The following is a 24349-nucleotide window of genomic DNA, read 5'->3' on the forward strand; positions in this document are numbered from 1 at the left end:
GTACATTAGTACATTCCGATGCTCGCTCAATTACATCCTCGATTCACTTGCAATTTGTTGAAAAAATGCTTTGCTGATTCATTATTTAATTGAAAGAAATTGTTCTCTCAAAACTGGTACTGTATTAAAGTAAGTTGTTCTGTTGCCTTCTTCACCGTTTCTTTCTTGGTTAAGTCCTCGACCGATTAGTATTGGTCCGCTCCATACATCGCTGTACTTCCACTTCCAACCTATCTACCTGATCATCTCTCAGGGGTCTTACTTGCCGAAGCAATGGGAAATCTCATCTCGAGGGGGGCTTCACGCTTAGATGCTTTCAGCGTTTATCCCTTCCACACATAGCTACCCAGCGATGCTCCTGGCGGAACAACTGGTACACCAGCGGTGTGTCCATCCCGGTCCTCTCGTACTAAGGACAGCTCCTCTCAAATTTCCTGCGCCCGCGACGGATAGGGACCGAACTGTCTCACGACGTTCTGAACCCAGCTCGCGTACCGCTTTAATGGGCGAACAGCCCAACCCTTGGGACCGACTACAGCCCCAGGATGCGATGAGCCGACATCGAGGTGCCAAACCTCCCCGTCGATGTGGACTCTTGGGGGAGATAAGCCTGTTATCCCCAGGGTAGCTTTTATCCGTTGAGCGATGGCCCTTCCATGCGGAACCACCGGATCACTAAGCCCGACTTTCGTCCCTGCTCGACTTGTAGGTCTCGCAGTCAAGCTCCCTTCTGCCTTTACACTCTACGAATGATTTCCAACCATTCTGAGGGAACCTTTGGGCGCCTCCGTTACTCTTTAGGAGGCGACCGCCCCAGTCAAACTGCCCGTCTGACACTGTCTCCCGCCACGATCAGTGGCGAGGGTTAGAGTGGTCATACAGCAAGGGTAGTATCCCACCAATGCCTCCATCAAAACTGGCGTCCTGATTTCTATGGCTCCTACCTATCCTGTACAAGCTGTACAAACACTCAATATCAAACTGCAGTAAAGCTCCATGGGGTCTTTCCGTCCTGTCGCGGGTAACCTGCATCTTCACAGGTACTATAATTTCACCGAGTCTCTCGTTGAGACAGTGCCCAGATCGTTACGCCTTTCGTGCGGGTCGGAACTTACCCGACAAGGAATTTCGCTACCTTAGGACCGTTATAGTTACGGCCGCCGTTTACTGGGGCTTCAATTCTGAGCTTCGCCGAAGCTAACCCATCCTCTTAACCTTCCAGCACCGGGCAGGCGTCAGCCCCTATACGTCATCTTACGATTTTGCAGAGACCTGTGTTTTTGATAAACAGTCGCCTGGGCCTATTCACTGCGGCTGACCAATTGGTCAGCACCCCTTCTCCCGAAGTTACGGGGTCATTTTGCCGAGTTCCTTAACGAGAGTTCTCTCGCACACCTTAGGATACTCTCCTCGACTACCTGTGTCGGTTTGCGGTACGGGCAATTTCTTTCTAACTAGAAGCTTTTCTTGGCAGTGTGACATCAGAAACTTCGGTACTTAAATTTCCCTCCCCATCACAACTTGTCCTTATAGTCGCAAGCATTTAACTCACGTCAAGACTTGTTGCTTAGACGCGCATATCCATCAGCGCGCTTTTCTTAGCCTACTGCGTCCCTCCATTGTTCAAACAAAAGAAACTGGTACAGGAATATCAACCTGTTGTCCATCGCCTACGCCTATCGGCCTCGGCTTAGGTCCCGACTAACCCTGGGAGGACGAGCCTTCCCCAGGAAACCTTAGTCATACGGTGGACGGGATTCTCACCCGTCTTTCGCTACTCATACCGGCATTCTCACTTCTAAGCGCTCCACCAGTCCTCACGGTCTAGCTTCGACGCCCTTAGAACGCTCTCCTACCATAGAACCAATGGTTCTATCCACAGCTTCGGTGTACTATTTAGCCCCGGTAAATTTTCGGCGCAGGGTCACTCGACTAGTGAGCTATTACGCACTCTTTAAATGATGGCTGCTTCTGAGCCAACATCCTAGTTGTCTAAGCAACCCCACATCCTTTTCCACTTAATAGTAACTTTGGGACCTTAGCTGGTGGTCTGGGCTGTTTCCCTTTCGACTACGGATCTTATCACTCGCAGTCTGACTCCCGGATATAAATCAATGGCATTCGGAGTTTATCTGAATTCGGTAACCCTAGAAGGGCCCCTAGTCCAAACAGTGGCTCTACCTCCATGATTCTTAATTCCGAGGCTAGCCCTAAAGCTATTTCGGAGAGAACCAGCTATCTCCAAGTTCGATTGGAATTTCTCCGCTACCCACACCTCATCCCCGCATTTTTCAACATACGTGGGTTCGGTCCTCCAGTGCGTATTACCGCACCTTCAACCTGGACATGGGTAGGTCACTTGGTTTCGGGTCTACGACCACATACTCATTCGCCCTATTCAGACTCGCTTTCGCTACGGCTCCGTCTTCTCAACTTAACCTCGCATGTAATCGTAACTCGCCGGTTCATTCTACAAAAGGCACGCTATCACCCATTAACGGGCTCTAACTATTTGTAAGCACACGGTTTCAGGTACTCTTTCACTCCCCTTCCGGGGTTCTTTTCACCTTTCCCTCACGGTACTGGTTCACTATCGGTCACTAAGGAGTATTTAGCCTTGCGGGATGGTCCCCGCGGATTCCGACGGAATTTCTCGTGTTCCGCCGTACTCAGGATACACAACAGAGTGAACTTTGTTTCAAATACGGGGCTTTTACCCTCTTCGGCAGACCTTTCCAGGTCATTTCTTCTACAAAACTCATTTATGACTCTTAATGTCGTGTCCTACAACCCCAACAAGCAAGCTTGTTGGTTTGGGCTCTTCCCGTTTCGCTCGCCGCTACTCAGGGAATCGAATTTTCTTTCTCTTCCTGCAGGTACTTAGATGTTTCAGTTCTCTGCGTCTACCTCTACTAGCCTATGTATTCAGCTAGCAGTAACATTCTATAAAAAATGCTGGGTTCCCCCATTCGGAAATCTTTGGATCAAAGCTTACTTACAGCTCCCCAAAGCATATCGGAGTTAGTCCCGTCCTTCATCGGCTCTTAGTGCCAAGGCATCCACCGTGCGCCCTTATTAACTTAACCTTATTTGTTGGTACTGCTTCAGTCTTCATTGTCTTGTTCTTTCATTCACTTCTTACGTACGTTAGTACGCTTCGAGGCTCATTGCAGTTCAATCCTAGAATTCTGTTGCATTCCTGCACAAATAGTTTGTGTGGAAGGTTTTATTGCTAAAACAATCCTGTTAGTTAATGTTTATTCATTATCTTACGATAAGAACTAATTAAAAAACTCATTTAAAACGCGGTGTTTCTCGGTTTCTTACTTAACTTACTTTTTTAATACAGTATCCAGTTTTCAAAGAACAAATTCAAGTAATCTAACAAAAGATTACTAATGGAGCCTAGCGGGATCGAACCGCTGACCTCCTGCGTGCAAGGCAGGCGCTCTCCCAGCTGAGCTAAGGCCCCTTGTTAAAGGTATTGTTTTTTTTAGAGTGAAACTAGTGGGCCTAAATGGACTCGAACCATCGACCTCACGCTTATCAGGCGTGCGCTCTAACCAGCTGAGCTATAGGCCCAACATATTAAGAGCTCTAAAAAAGATATATTTAATTGAGAAGTTAGACCTCTCAAAACTGAACAAAATAAAGACGAATGTGTTGGGTTCCGTTAATTCCTTAGAAAGGAGGTGATCCAGCCGCACCTTCCGATACGGCTACCTTGTTACGACTTCACCCCAATTATCTATCCCACCTTAGACGGCTGGCTCCTAAAAGGTTACCTCACCGGCTTCGGGTGTTACAAACTCTCGTGGTGTGACGGGCGGTGTGTACAAGACCCGGGAACGTATTCACCGCGGCGTTCTGATCCGCGATTACTAGCGATTCCGGCTTCATGTAGGCGAGTTGCAGCCTACAATCCGAACTGAGAATGGCTTTAAGAGATTAGCTTGGCCTCGCGACCTTGCGACTCGTTGTACCATCCATTGTAGCACGTGTGTAGCCCAGGTCATAAGGGGCATGATGATTTGACGTCATCCCCACCTTCCTCCGGTTTGTCACCGGCAGTCTTGCTAGAGTGCCCAACTGAATGCTGGCAACTAACAATAAGGGTTGCGCTCGTTGCGGGACTTAACCCAACATCTCACGACACGAGCTGACGACAACCATGCACCACCTGTCACTTTGTCCCCGAAGGGAAAGTTCTGTCTCCAGAATGGTCAAAGGATGTCAAGACCTGGTAAGGTTCTTCGCGTTGCTTCGAATTAAACCACATGCTCCACCGCTTGTGCGGGTCCCCGTCAATTCCTTTGAGTTTCAACCTTGCGGTCGTACTCCCCAGGCGGAGTGCTTAATGCGTTAGCTGCAGCACTGAAGGGCGGAAACCCTCCAACACTTAGCACTCATCGTTTACGGCGTGGACTACCAGGGTATCTAATCCTGTTTGCTCCCCACGCTTTCGAGCCTCAGCGTCAGTTACAGACCAGAGAGTCGCCTTCGCCACTGGTGTTCCTCCACATATCTACGCATTTCACCGCTACACGTGGAATTCCACTCTCCTCTTCTGCACTCAAGTTCTCCAGTTTCCAATGACCCTCCCCGGTTGAGCCGGGGGCTTTCACATCAGACTTAAAGAACCGCCTGCGCTCGCTTTACGCCCAATAAATCCGGACAACGCTTGCCACCTACGTATTACCGCGGCTGCTGGCACGTAGTTAGCCGTGGCTTTCTGGTTAAATACCGTCAGGGGATGAGCAGTTACTCTCATCCTTATTCTTCTTTAACAACAGAGTTTTACGATCCGAAAACCTTCTTCACTCACGCGGCGTTGCTCCGTCAGACTTTCGTCCATTGCGGAAGATTCCCTACTGCTGCCTCCCGTAGGAGTCTGGGCCGTGTCTCAGTCCCAGTGTGGCCGATCACCCTCTCAGGTCGGCTACGTATCATTGCCTTGGTGAGCCATTACCTCACCAACTAGCTAATACGCCGCGGGTCCATCCATAAGTGGTAGCCGAAGCCACCTTTCCTTCAAGAATCATGCGATTCCTGAAACTATGCGGTATTAGCATCCGTTTCCGAATGTTATCCCCCTCTTACGGGCAGGTTACCCACGTGTTACTCACCCGTCCGCCACTCACTTGGTTAGAAAGCAAGCTTTCCAACTTCGTGCGTTCGACTTGCATGTATTAGGCACGCCGCCAGCGTTCGTCCTGAGCCAGGATCAAACTCTCATATAAAAGTATGATTAAGACCGAAGTCTTATGCTCATTATCTTGACTTGCTAGCGAATATTTATTCACTTTTTTGCTTGTTCGCTTCAACCTTGTTGAAGCTCCCTACACATTTGGTTCGTCTTACTTTGTTCAGTTTTCAAAGGTCTAATTTGTTTCGTTTGTTGTTTTGACAACTTCTAAATATTAACACGTGGTCAATTCGTTGTCAACAACTTTTTCAAAATATTTTGAATAATTATTTCAGTGATGAATATTTATTCAATTGTCATTTCAGAAGTAAACTCTGTCGACTCTAAATATCTTATCATGTTTCAAAAGGCTTTGTCAACCGCTTTTCTAATAATTTTTGCAAATTATTTTAAGTGATTTTTTTGTTAACCGCTTTGACGACATCAATTACTATACCAAGTATTTTGTTTTTGGTCAACTAAAAGATGCATATTTTATACAAAAAAATTAAAACACGAACAATAGTTAATTGTTCATTAAAAAAACTCGGATAAATATTCAAAATATAAAGAATGTTCTCTGCATTTTATGAGTGTATGTTCGGAAAAAATAAATTAATAAAATTTACTTTTTCCGAATATTATCTCCTCTTACTTTTACCCTAAATGATAAACAATCACTTCATACGGTCTTAATTCTAAATTTTCTATATGAATAGATGCATCTGAATAGTTTTGTAAGAGAATTTCTTTAACTTTTTTTCCTTTATAATTGAAATTTGCTTTTGTTTCATAAAAATTTGCAACAACTAACCAAATTTCCTCTTGATATCTTCGTTCATAAACAAATAAATTGGAATCATTAGGATATAACTCTCGATAATCTCCCCAAATAACTAAAGGATTTTCTTTTCTTAGTTGGATTAGCTTCTGATAAAAGTAAAATAAAGAGTCAGGATGCTCAAGTTCATTTTCTACATTAATTTCTTTAAAGTTTGGATTTATACTTAGCCATGGTTCTCCTTTGCTAAAACCTGCTGCTTTGGTTTTATTCCATTGCATAGGTCGTCTAGCATTATCTCGTCCTTTTTTATTGATTGCTTTCAGAACTTCACTCTTTGAATAGCCTGCTTTTATTCTTTCATTGTACATGTTAATACTTTCAATATCATCTATCTCTTCTATAGAAGAAACTGGTGTATTGATCATCCCAATCTCTTCTCCTTGATAGATATAGGGCGTACCTTTCATTAAATGCAAAATTGCAGCCAACATCTTGCCACTTTTTATTCGATACTCTGGGCTATCATTTCCCCATCTTGAAATAATTCTTGGCAAATCATGATTGTTCCAAAATAAACTATTCCACCCTTCTGTTCCCAGTGAAGTTTGCCATTTTGAAAGGACTTCTTTGAGTTTTATGAAATCTAGTGGTTGGCTATCCCATTTACTCTTTCCCGGTATTTCATCTAAACTGATATGTTCAAACTGAAAGACCATGGATAATTCTTTACGAGCAGGATTGGAATAAAGCTTTGCAATTTCTGGTGTAGCTCCCCATGTTTCCCCTACCGTTAACACATCGTATTTACCAAATGTCTCCTGATTCATTCGTTGCAAATAGTCATGGAGTTTTGGACCATTCCCAGTAATCTCTCGATCCGGTATTTTACCAATTAAGTCGATGACATCCATTCTGAAACCACCAATTCCTTTAGCTAGCCAAAAATTCATTAATTTCCAAACTTCTGCTTGAACAACAGGATTCTCCCAGTTTAAATCAGGTTGTCTTTTACTAAATAAATGCAAATAATATTGATTAGAGGTTGTATCAAACTCCCATGCTGATCCACTGAAAATAGATTGCAGTTCATTAGGTGCTCCTCCTTTAACTGGATCACGCCAAATATAATAATCACGATATGGATTGTCTTTGCTTTTTTTAGCTTCACTAAACCATGGATGCTCATCTGAGGTATGATTAACGACTAGATCCATTACAATACGAATATTGCGTTTTCGAGCTTCTACTATTAACAAATCCATATCTGACATTGTTCCAAATTCTGGTAAGATTGTTTCATAATTGCTAATATCGTACCCATTATCATCATTGGGGGATTGATAAACTGGGCTAAGCCAAATAACATCAATTCCCAACTTAGCTAAGTAATCTAAGCGACTGATAATTCCAGGTAGATCCCCAATACCATCCTCATTACTATCTTGAAAACTTCTTGGATAAATTTGATATACGACAGAACTTTGCCACCATTTTTCCATTTATTTCACTCCATCACTGTAATTAATTTAAAATTCTTAATCAGCTAAAAACTGAACTTAGTTAATAGAAACTAAGTTCAGTCACTAAACTATTGAATTGCAAGTTGAATTTGATCTGAGAGTTGCTGTTTTTCTCCATAAAGGGTGATTTCTAAAGATTCCCCTTCAACTAAAAGGACAGATACATGCTCTTTGGTCACTATTACTTTTATTAAGCGACCACGATAGCTGAGTTTAAACTCGTATCCTTCCCAATCTTTTGGACAAAAAGGATTAAACTGTAATTGATTCTCATAAGTGCGCATTCCAGCAAACCCTTGAACGATCGCTAGCCAACTCCCACTCATTGACGTAATATGCAGACCGTCATCTGTGTCATTGTTGTAGTTATCTAAATCTAAACGAGCTGTTCGAGCATACAGTTCAACTGCTTTTTCTTCTAACCCAATTTCTGCTGCTAAAATAGAATGAACACAAGCTGACAATGAGGATTCGTGAACGGTCATTGGTTCATAAAATTCAAAATTTTGTTTTTTCTCTTCTATAGTATATTCATTTGTTAAAAAATAGAGTCCTTGTAAAACATCCGCTTGCTTAATAAAGCATGAGCGCAGAATTTTATCCCATGACCAATTTTGGTTTAATGGACGTTCTGCTGGATTAAGAGTTTCGGTATTACGTAAATCCTTGTCTAAGAAAGTATCATGTTGAACGAATACTCCTAATTCATCATTTTTAGGATAGTACATTTGATCAATAATTTGCTGCCATTGATTGGTTTCTTTTATAGTCATACCTAACTCTATTAATTTTTCTGGGCTTACTTTAGCAAGGCTCTCTATTGTATAACGTAAAACCCAAGTTGCCATTGTATTTGTATACCAGTTATTATTGACATTATTTTCATATTCATTTGGTCCTGTCACGCCATGAATCATATAAGCTTGATTACGTTCTGAATAATGAACACGATCTGCCCAAAATCTAGCAATAGCTGTCAAAACATCAATCCCATCCGTAATTAAATAAGATTCATCACCAGTATAATTCGTATAATTGTAAATCGCATATGCAATTGCAGCATTTCGATGAATTTCTTCAAATGTAATCTCCCATTCATTATGACACTCAACTCCAGTGAACGTTACCATTGGGTAGAGGGCTCCTTTTAAACCTTGCTGTTTCGCATTATGAATAGCTCCAGCTAATTGGTCATGACGATATTTCAATAATTGTTGGCTGACTTCTGGTTCGGTCACAGATAAATACATTGGCACAATATACGCTTCTGTATCCCAATAGGTGGCTCCTCCATATTTTTCTCCAGTAAAACCTTTAGGTCCAACGTTTAAACGCGCATCCTCTCCATAATAAGTGGAGAATAGTTGGAAAATATTGTAACGAATTCCTTGTTGCGCTTCATCATCTCCAGCAATTACAACATCTGCTTTATACCAACGTTCACCCCAAATAATTTTATGAGCACGTTCCAATTTTGCAGCGCCTTGATCGTTTGCACGTTTAAGAATATTCTCCGCCTGATTCACTTGTTGACTTGGTTCTATATCGCGGCTAGTTATGACTGCAACTAATTTAGTCAAATGGGCTTTTTCTCCTGATTTTAATTCATAGGAAAAACTTTCATTCACTAACATTTCTACATCATCACTACTATGAGTTTGATAATCTTTTGTGCTATTTTTCATCATCGTTGTTACTGTAAATTGCGGAATATCAAAATCGTTGGGTACCGTTTTAGTGGTTAAATAACTATATGCTCCATTACTACGGTCCACTTCTAGCCAAAATTTTTCATCATAATTACTATCTTCATTTGTTACATTTCCATCCAGTTTAGGAACAAATTTAATCGCAACTTTGGCACCGCTTAAAACTTCGGCAGTTACTTCCACGACACAAAGCTCTTTTTCAGCGACACTTACGTACCGTTTAAAGTTAAATCGAATTTCATTAGAACTTGAAACCCATGTATAATGGCGCGTTAGAATTCCAGTTTGCATATCTAAATCTAAATGAAAGTCTTTAATATCGTCAATAAAGGTGTCTACTTGATGTTCTCCGACAAATACATCGATACCAATGAAATTGGTTGCATTAATCACTTTGCCAAAATAATCTGGATAGCCATTTTTCCACCAACCGACACGAGTTTTATCTGGATACCAAACTCCTGCTAAATAAGTTCCACTATGCGTTTCGCCAGAGTAACCTTCTTCAAAATTCCCTCGCATTCCCATATAGCCATTCCCAATGGAAGTTAAACTTTCTTGTAAACGTTTATCTTTTTTATCTAAATTTGTAGTGGCAACTTTCCACGAATCAACTGCAAATAACCGATTAATCATTCACTTCTCCTCCTTTTATTTTTGCGCTTTTTTTGTGATTTTTCTAGGGTTTTCATTGAAATGAGTCGCAGCGAATACAGCTGTCAACATCAGGACTAGTCCAAGTGATTGGATCCCAATTAAAATAGTCATATCAAAGTGGTACAAGCCAATTAAAAGTGCGAAGAACGAGCCTAAGCCAGCTGCATTTAAAACTAGATTAAATGATTCTTTATACGTTTTAATTGAAGACAATGCATTTTTTTTCGTCATCCAAATAAAGAACGCAGCAATAAACATCACCAAGATATTACTAAAAATAATAATCGTCGCTGTCATAATCATCATTGTAAAGGCTACAAATGCTCGATTTTGTTTAAACCACTCTTGTTTGATGGCTTCTTTTAATGCGTTTTTTGTTGTTGCTTTTTTCAAAGTAAAGCTATCACTATAGCGAACCTCAAAAGAATAACCAGTCTCGTCTTTAATTAAAAAATGATTTTTTTCAAAACTAATGACATTTTTAGTTTCTTTAACGGCCGATTCAGCTAACTGGATACCAACGATTCCATTTGCTTCTTTTTGTTCAAATGGTTCATTTTCAATCAACTTTCCTGCCTCAAAACTTTGCTTTGCCATTTTCTCAGCAAATTCATCTGTTACTAAACGCATTGTATTTGGCATAATTTCTTGCAATTGAAAGTTTGTACTGTTAGTAAAATACAAGCTAACAGGAATCATGAGTAGCGCATTTAAAAAAATAAAAATCACAAAATTTTGAAACCAATTTAGATTATGACGTCCTTTAAAGACTGATTTAGGCGTCAAAATACTATTAAAATAATTAAAGGGAAATGGGGTTTTTGACATTTGGGTTCACTTCTTTTCTTAGCAAATTTGACTGATTAGCCTTTTGTTCCGCCAGCAATTAAGCCTGAAACAAAGTTTTTTTGTAACATAAAGAATAGGATAGAAATTGGCAGCGCGATTAAAATTGCACCTGCTGCAAATAATGAAACTTTTTGATTTTGAGAATCATTAATAAATGTTTGTAAACCAACTGCAACCGTTAGATTTTCTGGGGTTCTCAGTAAGAATTTAGCTAACATATAATCGCCAAATGGCCCCATAAATGCCCATAATGCTTGAACTGCAATCATTGGACGAACTAATGGTAAAACGATTTGTGCAAAAATACGGAAATGCCCCGCACCATCTAATTTGGCTGATTCATCTAAATCAATTGGAACTGTATCAAAATAGCCTTTCATTAACCAAGTATTCATAGGAATTCCGCCACCAATATAAATTAATGTTAAGAACCAATATTGATCTAACGCTCCTAATAATAAGGCCATTACATAGAAGGCTGTTAAAGCAGCCATTGTTGGAACCATTTGAATGATTAGGAAAAACAGCAAACTATTTTTTCGACCAACAAAACGATAACGACTATAAGTATAGCCCGCTAAAGTGATAACTGTTACTTGAACAATCATGGTTGAAATCGCAATAATCAACGTATTTTTATACCAAGATCCGTATAACGTTTCATTAAATAAACGGCTGAAGTTTCCCAGAGTCCATTTGCTATTGAAGTCTAAACTAAAGGCTGCGATATTTCCAGATTTAAAAGCAGAACTAATGGTAATCAAGATTGGATAGATGATAATAATCGATAGAATAATCATAAAGAGATACGTAAAGAAATGAGAGAGACGGCGTGTATTTTTTTGTGATTTTGCTAGATTTTTCATACTATAAGTCCTCCATATTAAACGCATTTGTTTTCTTGAAGATAATCAAGGATACTGCAATGACAATTGCTGAGATAATTAATGTAACTGCTGCTGCCATTGAGTATTGTGGTGAGTTTCCTGTTGTTAATTTGTAAATCCAAGAAATTAAGATATCCGTTGAACCTGCTCCACCACCCACACTACCTGGTCCCCCTTGATTAAATAGATAGATCATTGAGAAATTATTGAAATTCCCTGTATATTGGGTTACAAAAATTGGCGCAGCCACGAATAAAATCATCGGCATTGTAATTTGAGTGAAGCGCTTAAAAGCATTCGCGCCATCAATTTTAGCAGCTTCGTATAATTCGCCTGGGATTGATTGCAAAATCCCACTAGTCATCACGTAAATATAAGGGAAACCTAACCAGCCTTGAATCATAATAATTGCGACTTTCGTCCAAAATGGATCAGTTTTCCAAGCGATAGCCCCGATTTCTACAAATGGAAGATGATTTAATAAAGGAATAACCTGAGCATTAATCGCACCGATACTATCATTAAACATATTTGAAAAACTCATAATTGTGATAAACGCTGGAACGGCCCACGGCAATAAGAAGATAACACCAAAGAAACGTTTGCCTTTAATAAAATCTTGATTTGCTACTACAGCGGTAAAGACACCTAAAACAATGGCTAGCGTTGATGCACATAATGTCCAAATCAAAGTCCAACTAAATACTGATACAAAGGTAGCACGATAGGAACTTAAGAAGAAGATACTAAAGAAATTTTTAAATCCAATCCAGTCAATTAAACTTGCTGGAGGAATGTGATAGAAATCATAATTTGTAAAAGCCATAAAGACAGTTACTAGTACAGGAAAAATAATAGTAAAAATCATTAAAATATAGGCTGGAAATGTTAGCAAATAAGGAAAACCTTTATCTAATAAGTTATGAATAATTGCTTTTCCAGTTTGATTCACCTTAAAACCATGATTCCATTGTTTAGCAACTTGCTTCGCATCTAGAATATTGATTCCATAAAACACTATAAATAAAACCGTCATGATTAATTGAAGTGTTCCCTCAATCATTAAAAATAAAGAATGGTCTTCCATTGGAATTGAGCCCAATGAAATTAGCCCACTAAATGCGCTAAATCCAACAAGAATCATTTCCACTACGAATACGATAAAAATTCCTAAAAATAAAAAACCTTTAAATTTTTGTTGATTGTAAAATTGTCCTAATCCTGGGATAAGGGATAAGAGCATGGCTTTTTTTGGATCTTTTAATTGTTTAGTTGAATCTTTCATTGTTTAAGCTCCCCTTTTCTAATAGTGATGATAGCTAAGTAATCCATTCTCACTGTATTGGTAAAAGAGTATCGGCAGAGTTTGATAAATACTCCTCTGCCGAAATCTTTTTTATTTATTATTTTTGATATTTTTGTTGGATGTTTTCAGTCATTTGTTTCACGGCAGCATCAGCTGTTTGTTCTGGTGTTTTTTTACCAGAAGCTGCGTCAAACATTAAGTTTTCAGCACCTGTCCAAATTTCACCCATTTCTGGAATGTTTGGCATTGGTTGTGCATTTGCATATTGTTCAATAACTGCATTCGTCAATTCATTGTTTGATTCTTTAGCAACTTCGCGTGCAGCTTGATTTGCTGGAATTTCATTTGTTGCTTCATAAAACTTCACTTGATTGTCTTTGTTTGTTACGTAATCTAACCATTTTTGTGATACTTCTTTATTCTTAGAGTAATTGCTGACTACCCAGGCTTTTCCTCCGCCAAATGGTTGATATGCTTTGCCGTTTTTCAAAGTTGGAATAGCCGCGACACCAAAATTCACTCCTGATTCTTTATACGCTTGTGCTTGCCATGGTCCATCAATAATGGCAGCTGTTTTACTTGTAGTAAATTGATTGGTTACAAAATCACCTGCACCAGTTATATCTTGCATTCCTTTTGGCCAAACATCTTGGAACCATTTCACACCATATGAAATTCCTTCAACAGCCCCCTTATTATTTAAGCCAATATCGGTTGGATCTGTACCATCTTTACCAAAAACATAACCACCATACCCTGAAATTAAACCATATGAATAATAGAAATCTGTCCATTTAGCTAAGAAACCGGTATTTTTACCTGCTTCTGCTGCAAAATCAAAACGTGGATCTTTTGCTAAAGTTTCTAGCTCATCAAAAGTTTTTGGCGCTTCTGAAACTAAATCTTTATTATAGTAAAGAACTAAGGTTTCAATAACGGCTGGTTCACCGAAAGTTTTTCCGTCAACTTCAACTTGTGCTTTATCTGTTTTATCGTAGTTCGATTCATTCCCTAATTTTACTTCCGACAAATGACCTTGCTGACCTAATGAACCAATTCGGTCATATGCTGACATCATTACATCAGGCGCTTTGCCAGCTGGACCATCTAGGGATAGAGCATCTAATTGGTCAAACATATCTTTTTCAACGACTTTTATTTTTACATCATTTTCTTTTTCAAAATCAGCTTTAATATCATTTACATACTTCACATAACCTTGTGCTACTGAAATAGTTAAGCTTTTATTATCATCGGCAGCTGCATCTTTTTTTGTATCTTTTCCATTACCACACGCGACCAAACTTAAAATAACACCTGCAGAAACTAAACCTAGTGCAATTTTCTTAAAACTTTTTTTATTCATTTGAAAATCCTCCTCGTTTCATCAATTCTTCTTTGCTTTACACTCATTATTATGTCGTCTGAAACCCCTTTTTGCAAACGTTTTCTGGCTGTTACCGCTAACAGAATATTAAAATCAAGGTTCACTGATTAATTAAAAGTGATTTTGTTTATTCTCTACAAAAAAATAACAAATAACAGCATATAAAAAAGCTTGAGACAAAACTATTTTTTAGCTTTGCCTCGAGCTTTTTTGCTGTATAAAGGTTGGTAACAAGCCTTATCTTGTCTTACTTTAGTTTTCTAAACACACGATAAATCCATTAGGTTCAATGTTTATTTGATTCTGAGTTCCTTCAGTCAATTGAGATAAAACAACTTTATTATGTGTCAGTAGCTCAATCTCAGCATTTTCTGTTCCTTGGTTAAAGTAACAAATTAAGGTCCCTTCTTTTCCAACACGTTTAAAACCAATAACCTTTTTCTCCTCTTCTATTAAAATCCATTCCAATGATCCAAGGCTTAAAATCTTTTGATACGTCTTTCGTAATTGGATTAATTTTTTTGTAAAGTCTAACATTTTCAAATCTTGTTCTGCAGGTTCCCAGATCATACATTTGCGGCAATCCGGGTCATTCTCGCCATCCATCCCAATCTCTGTTCCGTAGTAAATACAAGGGGAACCGTGTTGTAAGAAGGTAAAAGCTAAAGTTGCTTTAGCTAAATCTTTATTCCCTTCGCAAATAGTTAGCAGACGTGCCGTATCATGAGAGTCTAGCATATTAAACTGAACCTCATTAGTCTGTTGACGGTACAGCATTAACTGCTCATTTAAACCTGCTACCATTTTACTTGGAGCAATCCGTTTTGCTACAAAGAAATCTTCAATCGTTTCTGTATAAGCATAGTTCATTACTGCATGAAATTCATCGCCTTGTAACCAACTTTGTGAAGAATGCCAAATTTCCCCCAAAATATAAAAATCTTCTTTGATTGCGGTTGTTGCTTGATAGAACTTCTTCCAAAAATGATGATCAACTTCATTGGCAACATCTAAACGCCAAGCATCAATATCAAATTCACGAATCCAATATGTTGCGATATCCAACAAATAGGCTTGAACTTCAGGATTTGCTGTATTTAATTTAGGCATATGTGGAGTAAAAGCAAATGTATCATAAGAAACGGTTCTCGCACCTTCATTATTGCCATTCTTTCCAATGTCGACAGGGAAACTATGAACGTGGAACCAATCAAGATACTTAGATTTTTCTTGATTTTTAACAACATCTTGCCATAAAGGCGAAACATCACCAGTATGATTAAAGACTGCATCTAACATAATCCGAATCCCACGTTTATGCGCTTCTTCAACTAATTTTTTAAAGGTTTCTTTGTCACCAAAATCTGGATCAATCTCATAATAGTCAATCGTATCGTATTTGTGATTCGATGAAGCTTTAAAAATCGGACAGAAATAAATACCGTTAATACCTAGATCAACTAAATAATCTAGGTGATCGATTACTCCTTGTAAGTCACCACCATAAAAATCTTCCCGATCAGGATGTTCCTTACTTCCCCAAGGCAGTGCATTTTTAGGTGTAATTGCTGGATTTCCATTTGCAAATCGTTCTGGAAAAATCTGATACCAAATTGTTTCCTTTACCCACTCTGGTGATTTAAATCGGTCAATTTCTTGAAAATAAGGCATTCTAAAGAAATACCCTGGATTCGCTAGCGTTTCTGATGTATATGGAAATGCACCGCGATCTCCATAAAAAATAGCTTCGCCATCATTGTCAACAACATGAAACCCATATTGTAACCGGCGATAGGGTGCAGTAGTCGCGATTTGCCAGTAATCATGGAAATCCGTACTCGCCACTAGCTCCATTTTTTGTTCTTCTTTGTACCAACTGTCTTCGTGAAACAAATAAGGATCTCCACTAATTAATCCTACCGAGGCAACATCACCTTTTTTTGTTCTAAGTCGAACATGAAAATCTCCTGTTTGATACAAATAAGCGTACTCACTATCTGGTCTGTGTAAAATCGCTGCTGTTTCCATAATTCTTCCCGCATCCTTCCAAGTTCAATTCAATTTATTTTTTTGTTTGCATGACAAAGCTACTAAACGGTCCTAATGTGATAGCTGTTTTTGTTAATTTACTATCACCAACTTGCATGAGTCGTTCATCCATTTGTAAATTAGCAGCATCTAAGACAGTTAATGACACTGTTTCACCGGTCATATTGGCTAAAACTAACGCTTCTTCATGTTCCCAACTACGAATATATCCATATGTCTGATCATTGGTTTCCACTAATTCAAAATCACCTTTTGTAAATAAGTCTGTCTTTTTTAATGCTAAAAGTTGACGATAATAGGCTAAGATGCTGTCTTCAGATTGTTCCTCATCTACAACTGTATAATCCAATTCATCATTGACACCACTCCATGGTTTAACTGTTGAAAATCCACTGTTTGGACTATTATCCCATTGCATAACGCCACGGCTCGCATCTTTACTACTAGCATTCAAACAAGCCAAAATTTCTGATTCTGTATATCCTAATTGTTGTGCTTGTTGATAGAAATCGACAGCTCCTGGGTCCTCATAGTCTGCTAAGCTTGTAATAGCTAAGTTTTCCATGCCTAATTCTTCACCATTTAAAATAAAAGAAATACCTTTTTGCAAATACATAACGGTTGCTAGCGTTTTGCTACTATTCTTGCGATAGTTTTGAGCATCTCCAAATCTAGAGACCAAGCGCGGCATATCATGATTGTTCCAATATAACGTTGGTCCGCCAGCATGGGCTAATTTTTCTTGCCATTCAACCATGGTTTCTTTAAACTTAACTAAATCTAGTTTTCCCGGCTGCATTCCTAAAGGCAACCGAGAATCTTTTTCACTTTCATCTTCAGTAAAATAACGAAATGTGATTACTGAATCACATTGATTGGCTTGTGGTTCAGTGTATTGCACTGCTAGATCAACTTCAGCTGAAGCTGCTTCACCGACAATAAAAATATCCGGTTTAATACATCGTAACGCTTTCACAAATTTGGCTAAATACTCCTGTACTTTCGGCAAGTTTGCATAATATTCTTCTGCAATCGCAAGTTCTCCCGGTGGAACGCCAGCCACATCAGGATACCCCTCAGCTTTGGCCAGATGAATAAAGGCATCTAAACGAAAACCATCAATTCCTTCATTTAACCAAAATTTTGCAATATCAAGCATCGCAATCTGAACTTCAGGATTAGCCCAATTTAAATCTGGCATTTCTTTGGCAAATAAATGAAAGTAATACTCCGAACCATTAGGCTCTTTTTGCCATGTTGACCCACCAAAAAATGAGGCCCAATTATTGGGTGCTACATTGTTTTCTTTGCCCTCTGCCCATAAATAGTACTCTCGATATAAATTATCAGGACCTTTCAATGCTTCTTGAAACCAAGGATGTTGATCGGATGTATGATTTAACACAAAATCAACTATTATCTTAATTTGACGCTGATGCGCTTCTTGAATAAGTTCTCTAACATCTGCTAAGCTACCAAAAATCGAATCAATTCCATAATAGTTAGAAATATCATACCCATTATCAATTTGTGGAGAAATAAAAATTGGATTCAACCAGATAACATTAATTCCGATAGATTGAATATAATCTAATCGTTGAATAATTCCTTGGATATCTCCGATGCCATCATGGTTGCTATCTTGAAAACTTCTTGGATAAATTTGATATACGATTGCGGATTGCCACCAATTTAAGTCTGCCATCTTTACACCTCTGCTTTTTTAGTTAATCAATCAAATTTATTTTTTACTTCTCATTTAGCTTAAACAAAAATGATTCTTCTGACAACTCAAATCGGATTGTTAGCGGTAACAGAAATGAACAAACAAAAAAAGCCGAGGTTTTCTTCTCAGCTTACTTTCTTAAAAACTATCAATATCTTGTGGTTCCACCGTTGATTCCCGAATAATTAGCTCTGGATCAAATAGCACATTGCCTTGTGGTGCACCATTTTGAGCAATTTTATTTAGTAGCATCTTCGCACACGCGACTCCCATCTCAATAACATGTTGTTTAATTGTTGTCAGTTGCGGGGAAGCAATCTGATCTAAAAATACTCCATCAAATCCAATAATGCCGTATTCTTGTGGAATCTTTCCTCCTAATTTTAGAATACTTCGTTCAATTCCAATCGCCAAACGATCTGATCCACAAACAAAAACCGTTCCTTTAGGAAAGTCCACCCAATTATCACTAATAAATTTTGCTGTATAGCGTGATCGATTTTCAAATCGATGAATTTGTGGAATCCGTTGTTCTTTTTGCATCGTATTAATATACCCTGCTTCTCGAGAATATTCAAAAGGTTCTTTAACATCTAAGCCAATAAAAATTATTTTACTATATCCTTCAGCAATAGCATGCTCTGTGGCCTTTTTAGTTCCTGCTTTATTGTCAGTATCAACAAAATCATGACCGTGATGATTCTCACCAAATAACACAACTGGTTTCGTCGCTCGTTCAATCCAATCATAATCCTTTTCACGCATTCCCGTTATAATATATCCGTCGCAGGCACCAATATCAAAATTATTTTTCGTGACTAATTGCAATGTATAGTGATGCTTATCTAATTCTTGTGCAACGCCTGTTAAAAGATTCATATAATAAGGTTCTGTCGTGTCCATCTCTTCTAAAATAAAGAACTTAATGATTTGTGTTCGATTGTTAGCAAGCGCTTTAGCTGCTACGTTTGGTCGATAATCTAATTCTTTCATTGCCTGAAATACTAATTCTTTTAGTTCATCTGTTACTTGTTCTGGATGATTAATTACTCGTGAAACGGTCATCTTTGAAACATTTGCTCGTTTAGCCACATCAGTTAATGTTGCCATAACAACCCCCACCTCGTTCATTCCTAGCTAGTTTATCTAAATTCATTCTTATAATTAGATAAAAATCAGTAGTTTCTATCTAACATTATAGCAAATGTTTTTCATTTGTCTTCCTAAATTTGAAGAAATTCTCTTATAAAAGAATGTTTCACTACCAACCTCTCTATTTATGCAAGAAGATTAAGGAAATATGATACAATACAAACACGACTGTCCCAACTGTTACAAATAGAAAGAAAGGAGCAATAAGAATTGGAAATAGATCAAATACTTGAGCTAGTCAATCGCTCAGAGTTACGTGATTGGTTAGAAAAAAACAGTGATTCTGCCAACTATTGTTGGGTAATTGTTAGCATTCGTCCCGAAACTGGGAAACTTCATTATTTAGATGTTGTGGAGGAAGCCTTATGTTTTGGGTGGATTGATGGGATTAAAAAGAAAACCCACCTTGGATTAGTTCAAAGATTAAGTCCTCGATCAAAAAAAAGTCAGTGGACTGAATTAAATAAAGAGCGCGTCCGCCGCTTAGAAAAATTAGGATTAATGACCAACTCTGGTCGTCAAGTACTACCTAATATGGAATTAACAGCTTTTTTAATTGATAAGAGTATTGAAACAAAACTAAAAGAAAATAGTGACGTTTATGTTAATTTTTTGGCATTTCCTGATTTATATAAACGAATCCGTATTGATACGATTCAAAGCAATCCTAAACATTCTGATTTATTTGAAAAAAGATTAATTAAATTTATCGAAAATACAAAAACGAATACTCTCTACGGTGCCTGGAACGACGATGGACGACTAATTGATTACTAAAAAAAAACGATTCATCTGATTATCAAGCGACTCCCAAAAATTAGATTTTTTCAGTCTAATTTTTAATAATCGCTACACAGACGAATCGTATTTATTGATTTAATGACTCATTGTAATTGAAGAGTTTTCTGAACCTGATTCATGCTTACGCTTTGCTAGACAGTCTGGACAAGTTCCATACATTTCCATACGATGATGGGATACTTCAAAACCAGTTAGATTTGATGCAACAACTTCTACGTCGTCTAGACCAGGATAATAAATATCCACAATTTTACCACATTCTTCGCAGATAGCATGGTAATGTTGAGTTGAAGTGAAATCAAAACGACTAGAAGAATCGCCATATACCATTTCTTGTACAAAGCCGATTTTAGTAAATAAGCGAAGATTGTTATAAACGGTAGCAACACTCATATTAGGAAAACGTTCAGCTAAAGCACGATAAATTTCATCTGCTGTTGGGTGGCTTTCAGATTCAATTAAATATTCCAAAATAGCATAACGCTGTGGCGTAATACGAATATTCGAGGCCTTTAGCTTTTCAATTGAATGGGCAACCATTGAATTTTTCATCTTGCTTCCTCCTTGTGTAATTAAAAACACGAATTCATTTAGTAAAGAATAGGTTAATTAAATTTTATGAAAAAGATTGATTTTTTAGTAAGTTTTATGCAATTAATAGACCTTAAAACTTTCTCTTTAAAGTCTATCATACTGCTATTCTAGTCAATTTGCAATAATTTATCCAAATATCCTATTTCTTTTAAAGTTTATTTGCACTTAAGTCCAAGGCAACGTACAATGGAAAGGGAAATATGTAATTATACTGGAGGTTTTTTAATGTTAAAACATACGGAATCTGATCGTCTTGCTGGCGAAGCAGATAAAGTGATTGTTGGTGGAGTAAATAGCCCTAGTCGCTCTTTTAAGGGAGTTGGCGGTGGCAATCCAGTCACAATGATAAAGGGAGATGGATGTTATTTATATGATGTTGATGGTAATCGTTACATTGATTATTTAGCAGCCTTTGGTCCAATTATTACTGGCTTTAATCACCCTCATATTGTAAAAGCAATTAAAAAAGCTGCTGAAACAGGTGTTTTATTCGGAACACCAACTGAACATGAGATTACTTTTGCAAAAATGCTAACTGATGCAATTCCTTCAATGGATAAAGTCCGGTTTACCAATTCAGGAACAGAAGCTGTTATGTCGACAATTCGTGTAGCTCGTGCCTTTACTAATAGAGAGTTAGTTGTAAAATTTTCGGGAGCATACCACGGTCACTTTGACTTGGTACTTGTTGAAGCTGGTAGCGGTCCTTCAACCCTTGGTGCTAGTGACTCTGCGGGTGTAACTACTGGAACTGCAAAAGAAGTACTCACTGTTCCATTTAATCAAATTGAACCTTTTAAAGCTGTCATGGCTAAATGGGGATCGCAAGTTGCGGCTGTCTTAGTAGAGCCTATTATTGGAAACTTCGGTATGGTTCCTCCTGTTCCTGGCTTTTTAGAAGCCGTTAACGACATTACTCATGAACATGGTGCCTTAGTAATTTATGATGAAGTCATTACTAATTTTAGATTTCATTATGGAGCTGCCCAAGATATGTTAGGAGTTATTCCTGATTTAACTGCTTTTGGTAAATCGATTGGAGGTGGCTTACCAATCGGAGCTTATGGTGGGCCAAAACGTATTATGGATACTGTTGCACCATTAGGTCCTGCATATCAAGCTGGTACTATGTCAGGAAACCCACTTTCAATGCAAGCTGGAATTGCGTGTTTGGAAGTTTTACAAGAGCCAGGAATTTACGAACGAATGGCACATTATGCTGAACAACTACGTGACGCTTTGTTAGTTGCTGGTGAAAAAAATAATATTCCAACCATTGTCAATCAAATTGGTGGATCACTTACTGTCTATTTTTCTGAACATCCAATCTTCAATTATGATGATGCTAAAAATACGGATTCTATTCGTTTCGGTAAATTCTTTAAGTTAATGCTTGATGAAGGAATTAACTTAGCACCAAGTAAATTTGAAGCATGGTTCTTAACTATTATGCATACTCAAGCAGATATTGATGCAACAATTGTCGCAATTAACAATGCTTTTGCAAAATTAGATTAGCTATTTACCTAAAAAACTCAGTTGACTTAAAATCAACTGAGTTTTTTAGTATAATTTGATTACAAAATTTAAGAAAAAATTACCACTTTTTTACATAAAAACTTTGCTATATCTGGTAGAATGACTTACTATAAAACTAGTAAGAAGAATGAAAATGGAGTTGAGTAATTACTATGAAATTAGGTGCCAGAACCCTCAAAACAGGGTTGGCCATTGCAATTGCACTATATGTTTCAGGGTTAATTGGAATTCCATCCGTAACCTTTGCAGCCATATCCGCAATTTTTGCCATGCAACCCTCTGTCAAACGTTCATTACAAACTTTAAGAGACCAAACAATTGGGAATGTTTTAGGAGCAGGTGTTGCTGTCGTTACTGTATTAACTTTAGGAAAACAGTATCTCTTAATTGGATTTGCTGCAGTTATCTTAATCGCTATTCTTAATTATTTAGAATTGGATCAAGTAATCGGATTAGCCACTGTGACATTAATTGTTGTGATGACAACTTCAGAAGAGAGTTTTATGCTTTACGCTGTACTTCGTTTTTCATCAACAATGATTGGAATCCTAACGGCCTTCGTAATTAATAGTATTTTTTTTCCACCAAAATATGAAGAAAAACTGTATCATGTGATTGATTTTGCTACTACTGAAATCCTAAAATGGATTCGTGCAAGCGTCCGGAATAATACTGAATATCCTTTTTTAAAAAAGGACTTGCATTGGGTCCGAAACCAAATGACTAAGATGGATTTTTACTATTCCCTTTTTAAAGAGGAAGGTGGCTATTCAAAAAAGAAACGTTTCCAAAATTTACGAAAAATAGTTGTTTATCGTCAAATGATTTCTACAACAAAAGCTGCTTATAATTTACTAAAAACCATGCATAATAATGAAAATTCATTTAGTAATTTCCCAAAAGAACTACGGGTCTTAATTCGTGAACGCTTAGAAACTTTATTGAGCGCTCATGAACAAATACTTTTAAAATTTAATGGACGAGTGCCACCTAATAGTGTGAATTTTATTGCCAATAACCGTTCACTTCGGAAAGAATTTATGGATTCTTTTTTTGATGCAGCAAATACAGATGAAAACTTCAAAGACGGCTATCTACAAAGCAATTCTGTTATTCATATTCTATCAAGTATTTTAAACTATGAAGAATATTTAGAACATCTAAATACTTTAGTAACCAGTTATAAGGGCAATCATTGGAATCCTACTACGGACATCTCAAATATTGAAAATGTTGAACATTAAACTAAAAGCGGCACATTCGATCATTACTGATTGAATGTGCCGCTTTTTATTTATTTGATTCCAGAAGTGGTATCCATTGGTACCTCTAACTGTGCATTAAATAACTCAGCTGTCATAGAAGTTCCGTTATCATTTAGTTGAAGACCATCTGCATTTAAAGTACTTGCTAAATCAATTCCACCTGCTTGTAATTTTTCATTATACAGTCCATAAAGATTGATAACAGGAATTGAATTTTGCATCAGCATCTCTTCCGCTTCAGCTGTGTAACTTTTATAATCTAAGGTTCTAGAATTAAATTTTTCACTTAAGCTACTACTTGGAGTAGGTGTTACAGCGATAACTAAACTTTCTGGTAATTGTTCCTTAATCGCTTGATAGTTAGCCAAAATTGCTTGATTAGAATTTTCCAATGAAATATCGATCTTTTGATTTCCTATTACTGGTAACATAAAAAAGACAATTTCTGGATTTACAGCTACTAAATCAGCAACTTTATTTTCATTTGTTAATTTATTAGAATCATAACCTGGGAAATAAACTTGGCTTAACTCAACTTTTTTTGAACCTATTTTTTCACTAAATGTAGCTTTTACTTTTTCTGTCCATTTTTCTGACTTGACATTATCTCCATAAAAAGCAATTTTTAAGCTACCTTTTTTCTGTTCCACTAATGTTCCATAATCAATTAAAGACAAAGCTCCACGATTTGCTTGAAATCCTTCAAGCTTCTTGTTTAACTCTGCTTGTTTAGTATCTTCTTCTTTTTTAGTCTCTACTTTAACAACTTGTTGTTGTGCTGCACCTTGACGTAATAATTCTTCTTTTTTGTTATTTGAATAACTTTTCCCAAATAAAATAATAGCAATTGTAATAATAAAACCTACTAAAAGTAATCCTATACTTTTTCTGTTCAATTCCCCTACCCCTTTAGCATTAATTTTGTGTTCAAAAAAATTC

14 protein-coding genes, 2 tRNA genes and 2 rRNA genes are annotated in these 24349 nt (G+C 37.6%); 3 read left to right on the forward strand and 15 right to left on the reverse strand.

All coding sequences use genetic code 11. From position 1 onward, the window contains the following. Nucleotides 1–165: 165 nt before the first annotated feature. From BR43_RS05325 to BR43_RS05385, 13 genes are all read right to left on the reverse strand, one after another. Nucleotides 166–3086: ribosomal RNA gene (locus tag BR43_RS05325) — 23S ribosomal RNA — on the reverse strand. A gap of 313 nt (nucleotides 3087–3399) precedes the next feature. Next, nucleotides 3400–3472 (reverse strand) — tRNA-Ala (locus tag BR43_RS05330). A gap of 36 nt (nucleotides 3473–3508) precedes the next feature. After that, nucleotides 3509–3582, reverse strand: a tRNA-Ile gene (locus BR43_RS05335). A gap of 103 nt (nucleotides 3583–3685) precedes the next feature. Beyond that, nucleotides 3686–5240 (reverse strand): 16S ribosomal RNA (locus BR43_RS05340). Together the 16S and 23S rRNA genes with 2 tRNA genes alongside form the textbook arrangement of a ribosomal RNA operon. Before the next feature lie 602 nt (nucleotides 5241–5842). After that, nucleotides 5843–7468, reverse strand: a complete 1626-nt coding sequence (locus BR43_RS05345; RefSeq protein ID WP_034560097.1) for a glycoside hydrolase family 13 protein — start codon at nucleotides 7466–7468, stop codon at nucleotides 5843–5845. 89 nt (nucleotides 7469–7557) lie between these two features. After that, nucleotides 7558–9834 carry a glycoside hydrolase family 65 protein gene (locus BR43_RS05350; protein WP_034560098.1) on the reverse strand — a complete coding sequence of 759 codons (2277 nt, stop codon included), beginning with the start codon at nucleotides 9832–9834 and terminating at the stop codon, nucleotides 7558–7560. Between the two features lie 15 nt (nucleotides 9835–9849). Next, nucleotides 9850–10683 (reverse strand): DUF1189 domain-containing protein, encoded by an 834-nt coding sequence (locus tag BR43_RS05355; protein ID WP_034560099.1) that lies wholly within the window; start codon nucleotides 10681–10683, stop codon nucleotides 9850–9852. 35 nt (nucleotides 10684–10718) lie between these two features. Next, the gene (locus BR43_RS05360) at nucleotides 10719–11570 is read right to left on the reverse strand and encodes a sugar ABC transporter permease (protein ID WP_034560100.1); all 852 of its coding nucleotides are present in this window, start codon (nucleotides 11568–11570) and stop codon (nucleotides 10719–10721) included. A gap of 1 nt (nucleotide 11571) precedes the next feature. Continuing rightward, complete coding sequence (locus tag BR43_RS05365; RefSeq protein ID WP_034560101.1) at nucleotides 11572–12876, reverse strand: sugar ABC transporter permease; 1305 nt, start codon at nucleotides 12874–12876, stop codon at nucleotides 11572–11574. A 118-nt stretch (nucleotides 12877–12994) separates the two neighbouring features. After that, on the reverse strand, nucleotides 12995–14263 hold the full coding sequence (locus BR43_RS05370; protein WP_034560102.1) for an extracellular solute-binding protein: 1269 nt from the start codon (nucleotides 14261–14263) through the stop codon (nucleotides 12995–12997). A 273-nt stretch (nucleotides 14264–14536) separates the two neighbouring features. Continuing rightward, nucleotides 14537–16312, reverse strand: coding sequence for a glycoside hydrolase family 13 protein (locus BR43_RS05375; protein ID WP_034560103.1), 1776 nt, complete (start codon nucleotides 16310–16312; stop codon nucleotides 14537–14539). Nucleotides 16313–16346: 34 nt separating this feature from the next. After that, complete coding sequence (locus BR43_RS05380; protein WP_034560104.1) at nucleotides 16347–18038, reverse strand: glycoside hydrolase family 13 protein; 1692 nt, start codon at nucleotides 18036–18038, stop codon at nucleotides 16347–16349. 159 nt (nucleotides 18039–18197) lie between these two features. Continuing rightward, complete coding sequence (locus tag BR43_RS05385; RefSeq protein ID WP_034560105.1) at nucleotides 18198–19169, reverse strand: LacI family DNA-binding transcriptional regulator; 972 nt, start codon at nucleotides 19167–19169, stop codon at nucleotides 18198–18200. A 252-nt stretch (nucleotides 19170–19421) separates the two neighbouring features. Between BR43_RS05385 and BR43_RS05390 the strand changes: the two genes are divergently transcribed. Beyond that, a complete protein-coding gene (locus tag BR43_RS05390) occupies nucleotides 19422–19988 on the forward strand; it encodes a YdeI/OmpD-associated family protein (RefSeq protein WP_034560106.1) in 567 nt (188 codons plus the stop codon). A 99-nt stretch (nucleotides 19989–20087) separates the two neighbouring features. Here the strand turns inward: BR43_RS05390 and BR43_RS05395 are convergent, their stop codons facing one another. Continuing rightward, a complete protein-coding gene (locus tag BR43_RS05395) occupies nucleotides 20088–20564 on the reverse strand; it encodes a Fur family transcriptional regulator (protein ID WP_034560107.1) in 477 nt (158 codons plus the stop codon). Between the two features lie 267 nt (nucleotides 20565–20831). Here BR43_RS05395 and BR43_RS05400 point away from each other — a divergent pair, with 267 nt between their 5' ends. Together BR43_RS05400 and BR43_RS05405 are read left to right on the forward strand one after the other, a co-directional pair. Then, nucleotides 20832–22124 carry a glutamate-1-semialdehyde 2,1-aminomutase gene (locus BR43_RS05400; RefSeq protein WP_034560108.1) on the forward strand — a complete coding sequence of 431 codons (1293 nt, stop codon included), beginning with the start codon at nucleotides 20832–20834 and terminating at the stop codon, nucleotides 22122–22124. A 173-nt stretch (nucleotides 22125–22297) separates the two neighbouring features. Next, nucleotides 22298–23389 (forward strand): FUSC family protein, encoded by a 1092-nt coding sequence (locus BR43_RS05405; protein ID WP_034560109.1) that lies wholly within the window; start codon nucleotides 22298–22300, stop codon nucleotides 23387–23389. Nucleotides 23390–23439: 50 nt separating this feature from the next. Here the strand turns inward: BR43_RS05405 and BR43_RS05410 are convergent, their stop codons facing one another. Beyond that, a complete protein-coding gene (locus BR43_RS05410) occupies nucleotides 23440–24306 on the reverse strand; it encodes a hypothetical protein (protein WP_034560110.1) in 867 nt (288 codons plus the stop codon). Nucleotides 24307–24349 lie beyond the last annotated feature (43 nt).

Origin of the sequence: Carnobacterium gallinarum DSM 4847 (genome assembly GCF_000744375.1) — a bacterium.
GTDB classification, from domain to species: Bacteria; Bacillota; Bacilli; order Lactobacillales; family Carnobacteriaceae; genus Carnobacterium; species Carnobacterium gallinarum.

Excerpts from the sequence above, each read along its gene's own strand:
- BR43_RS05345 (WP_034560097.1), bottom strand. The coding sequence starts at position 7,468 with ATGGAAAAATGGTGGCAAAGTTCTGTCGTATATCAAATTTATCCAAGA.
- BR43_RS05350 (WP_034560098.1), bottom strand. The coding sequence starts at position 9,834 with ATGATTAATCGGTTATTTGCAGTTGATTCGTGGAAAGTTGCCACTACA.
- BR43_RS05355 (WP_034560099.1), bottom strand. The coding sequence starts at position 10,683 with ATGTCAAAAACCCCATTTCCCTTTAATTATTTTAATAGTATTTTGACG.
- BR43_RS05360 (WP_034560100.1), bottom strand. The coding sequence starts at position 11,570 with ATGAAAAATCTAGCAAAATCACAAAAAAATACACGCCGTCTCTCTCAT.
- BR43_RS05365 (WP_034560101.1), bottom strand. The coding sequence starts at position 12,876 with ATGAAAGATTCAACTAAACAATTAAAAGATCCAAAAAAAGCCATGCTC.
- BR43_RS05370 (WP_034560102.1), bottom strand. The coding sequence starts at position 14,263 with ATGAATAAAAAAAGTTTTAAGAAAATTGCACTAGGTTTAGTTTCTGCA.
- BR43_RS05375 (WP_034560103.1), bottom strand. The coding sequence starts at position 16,312 with ATGGAAACAGCAGCGATTTTACACAGACCAGATAGTGAGTACGCTTAT.
- BR43_RS05380 (WP_034560104.1), bottom strand. The coding sequence starts at position 18,038 with ATGGCAGACTTAAATTGGTGGCAATCCGCAATCGTATATCAAATTTAT.
- BR43_RS05385 (WP_034560105.1), bottom strand. The coding sequence starts at position 19,169 with ATGGCAACATTAACTGATGTGGCTAAACGAGCAAATGTTTCAAAGATG.
- BR43_RS05395 (WP_034560107.1), bottom strand. The coding sequence starts at position 20,564 with ATGAAAAATTCAATGGTTGCCCATTCAATTGAAAAGCTAAAGGCCTCG.
- BR43_RS05400 (WP_034560108.1), top strand. The coding sequence starts at position 20,832 with ATGTTAAAACATACGGAATCTGATCGTCTTGCTGGCGAAGCAGATAAA.
- BR43_RS05405 (WP_034560109.1), top strand. The coding sequence starts at position 22,298 with ATGAAATTAGGTGCCAGAACCCTCAAAACAGGGTTGGCCATTGCAATT.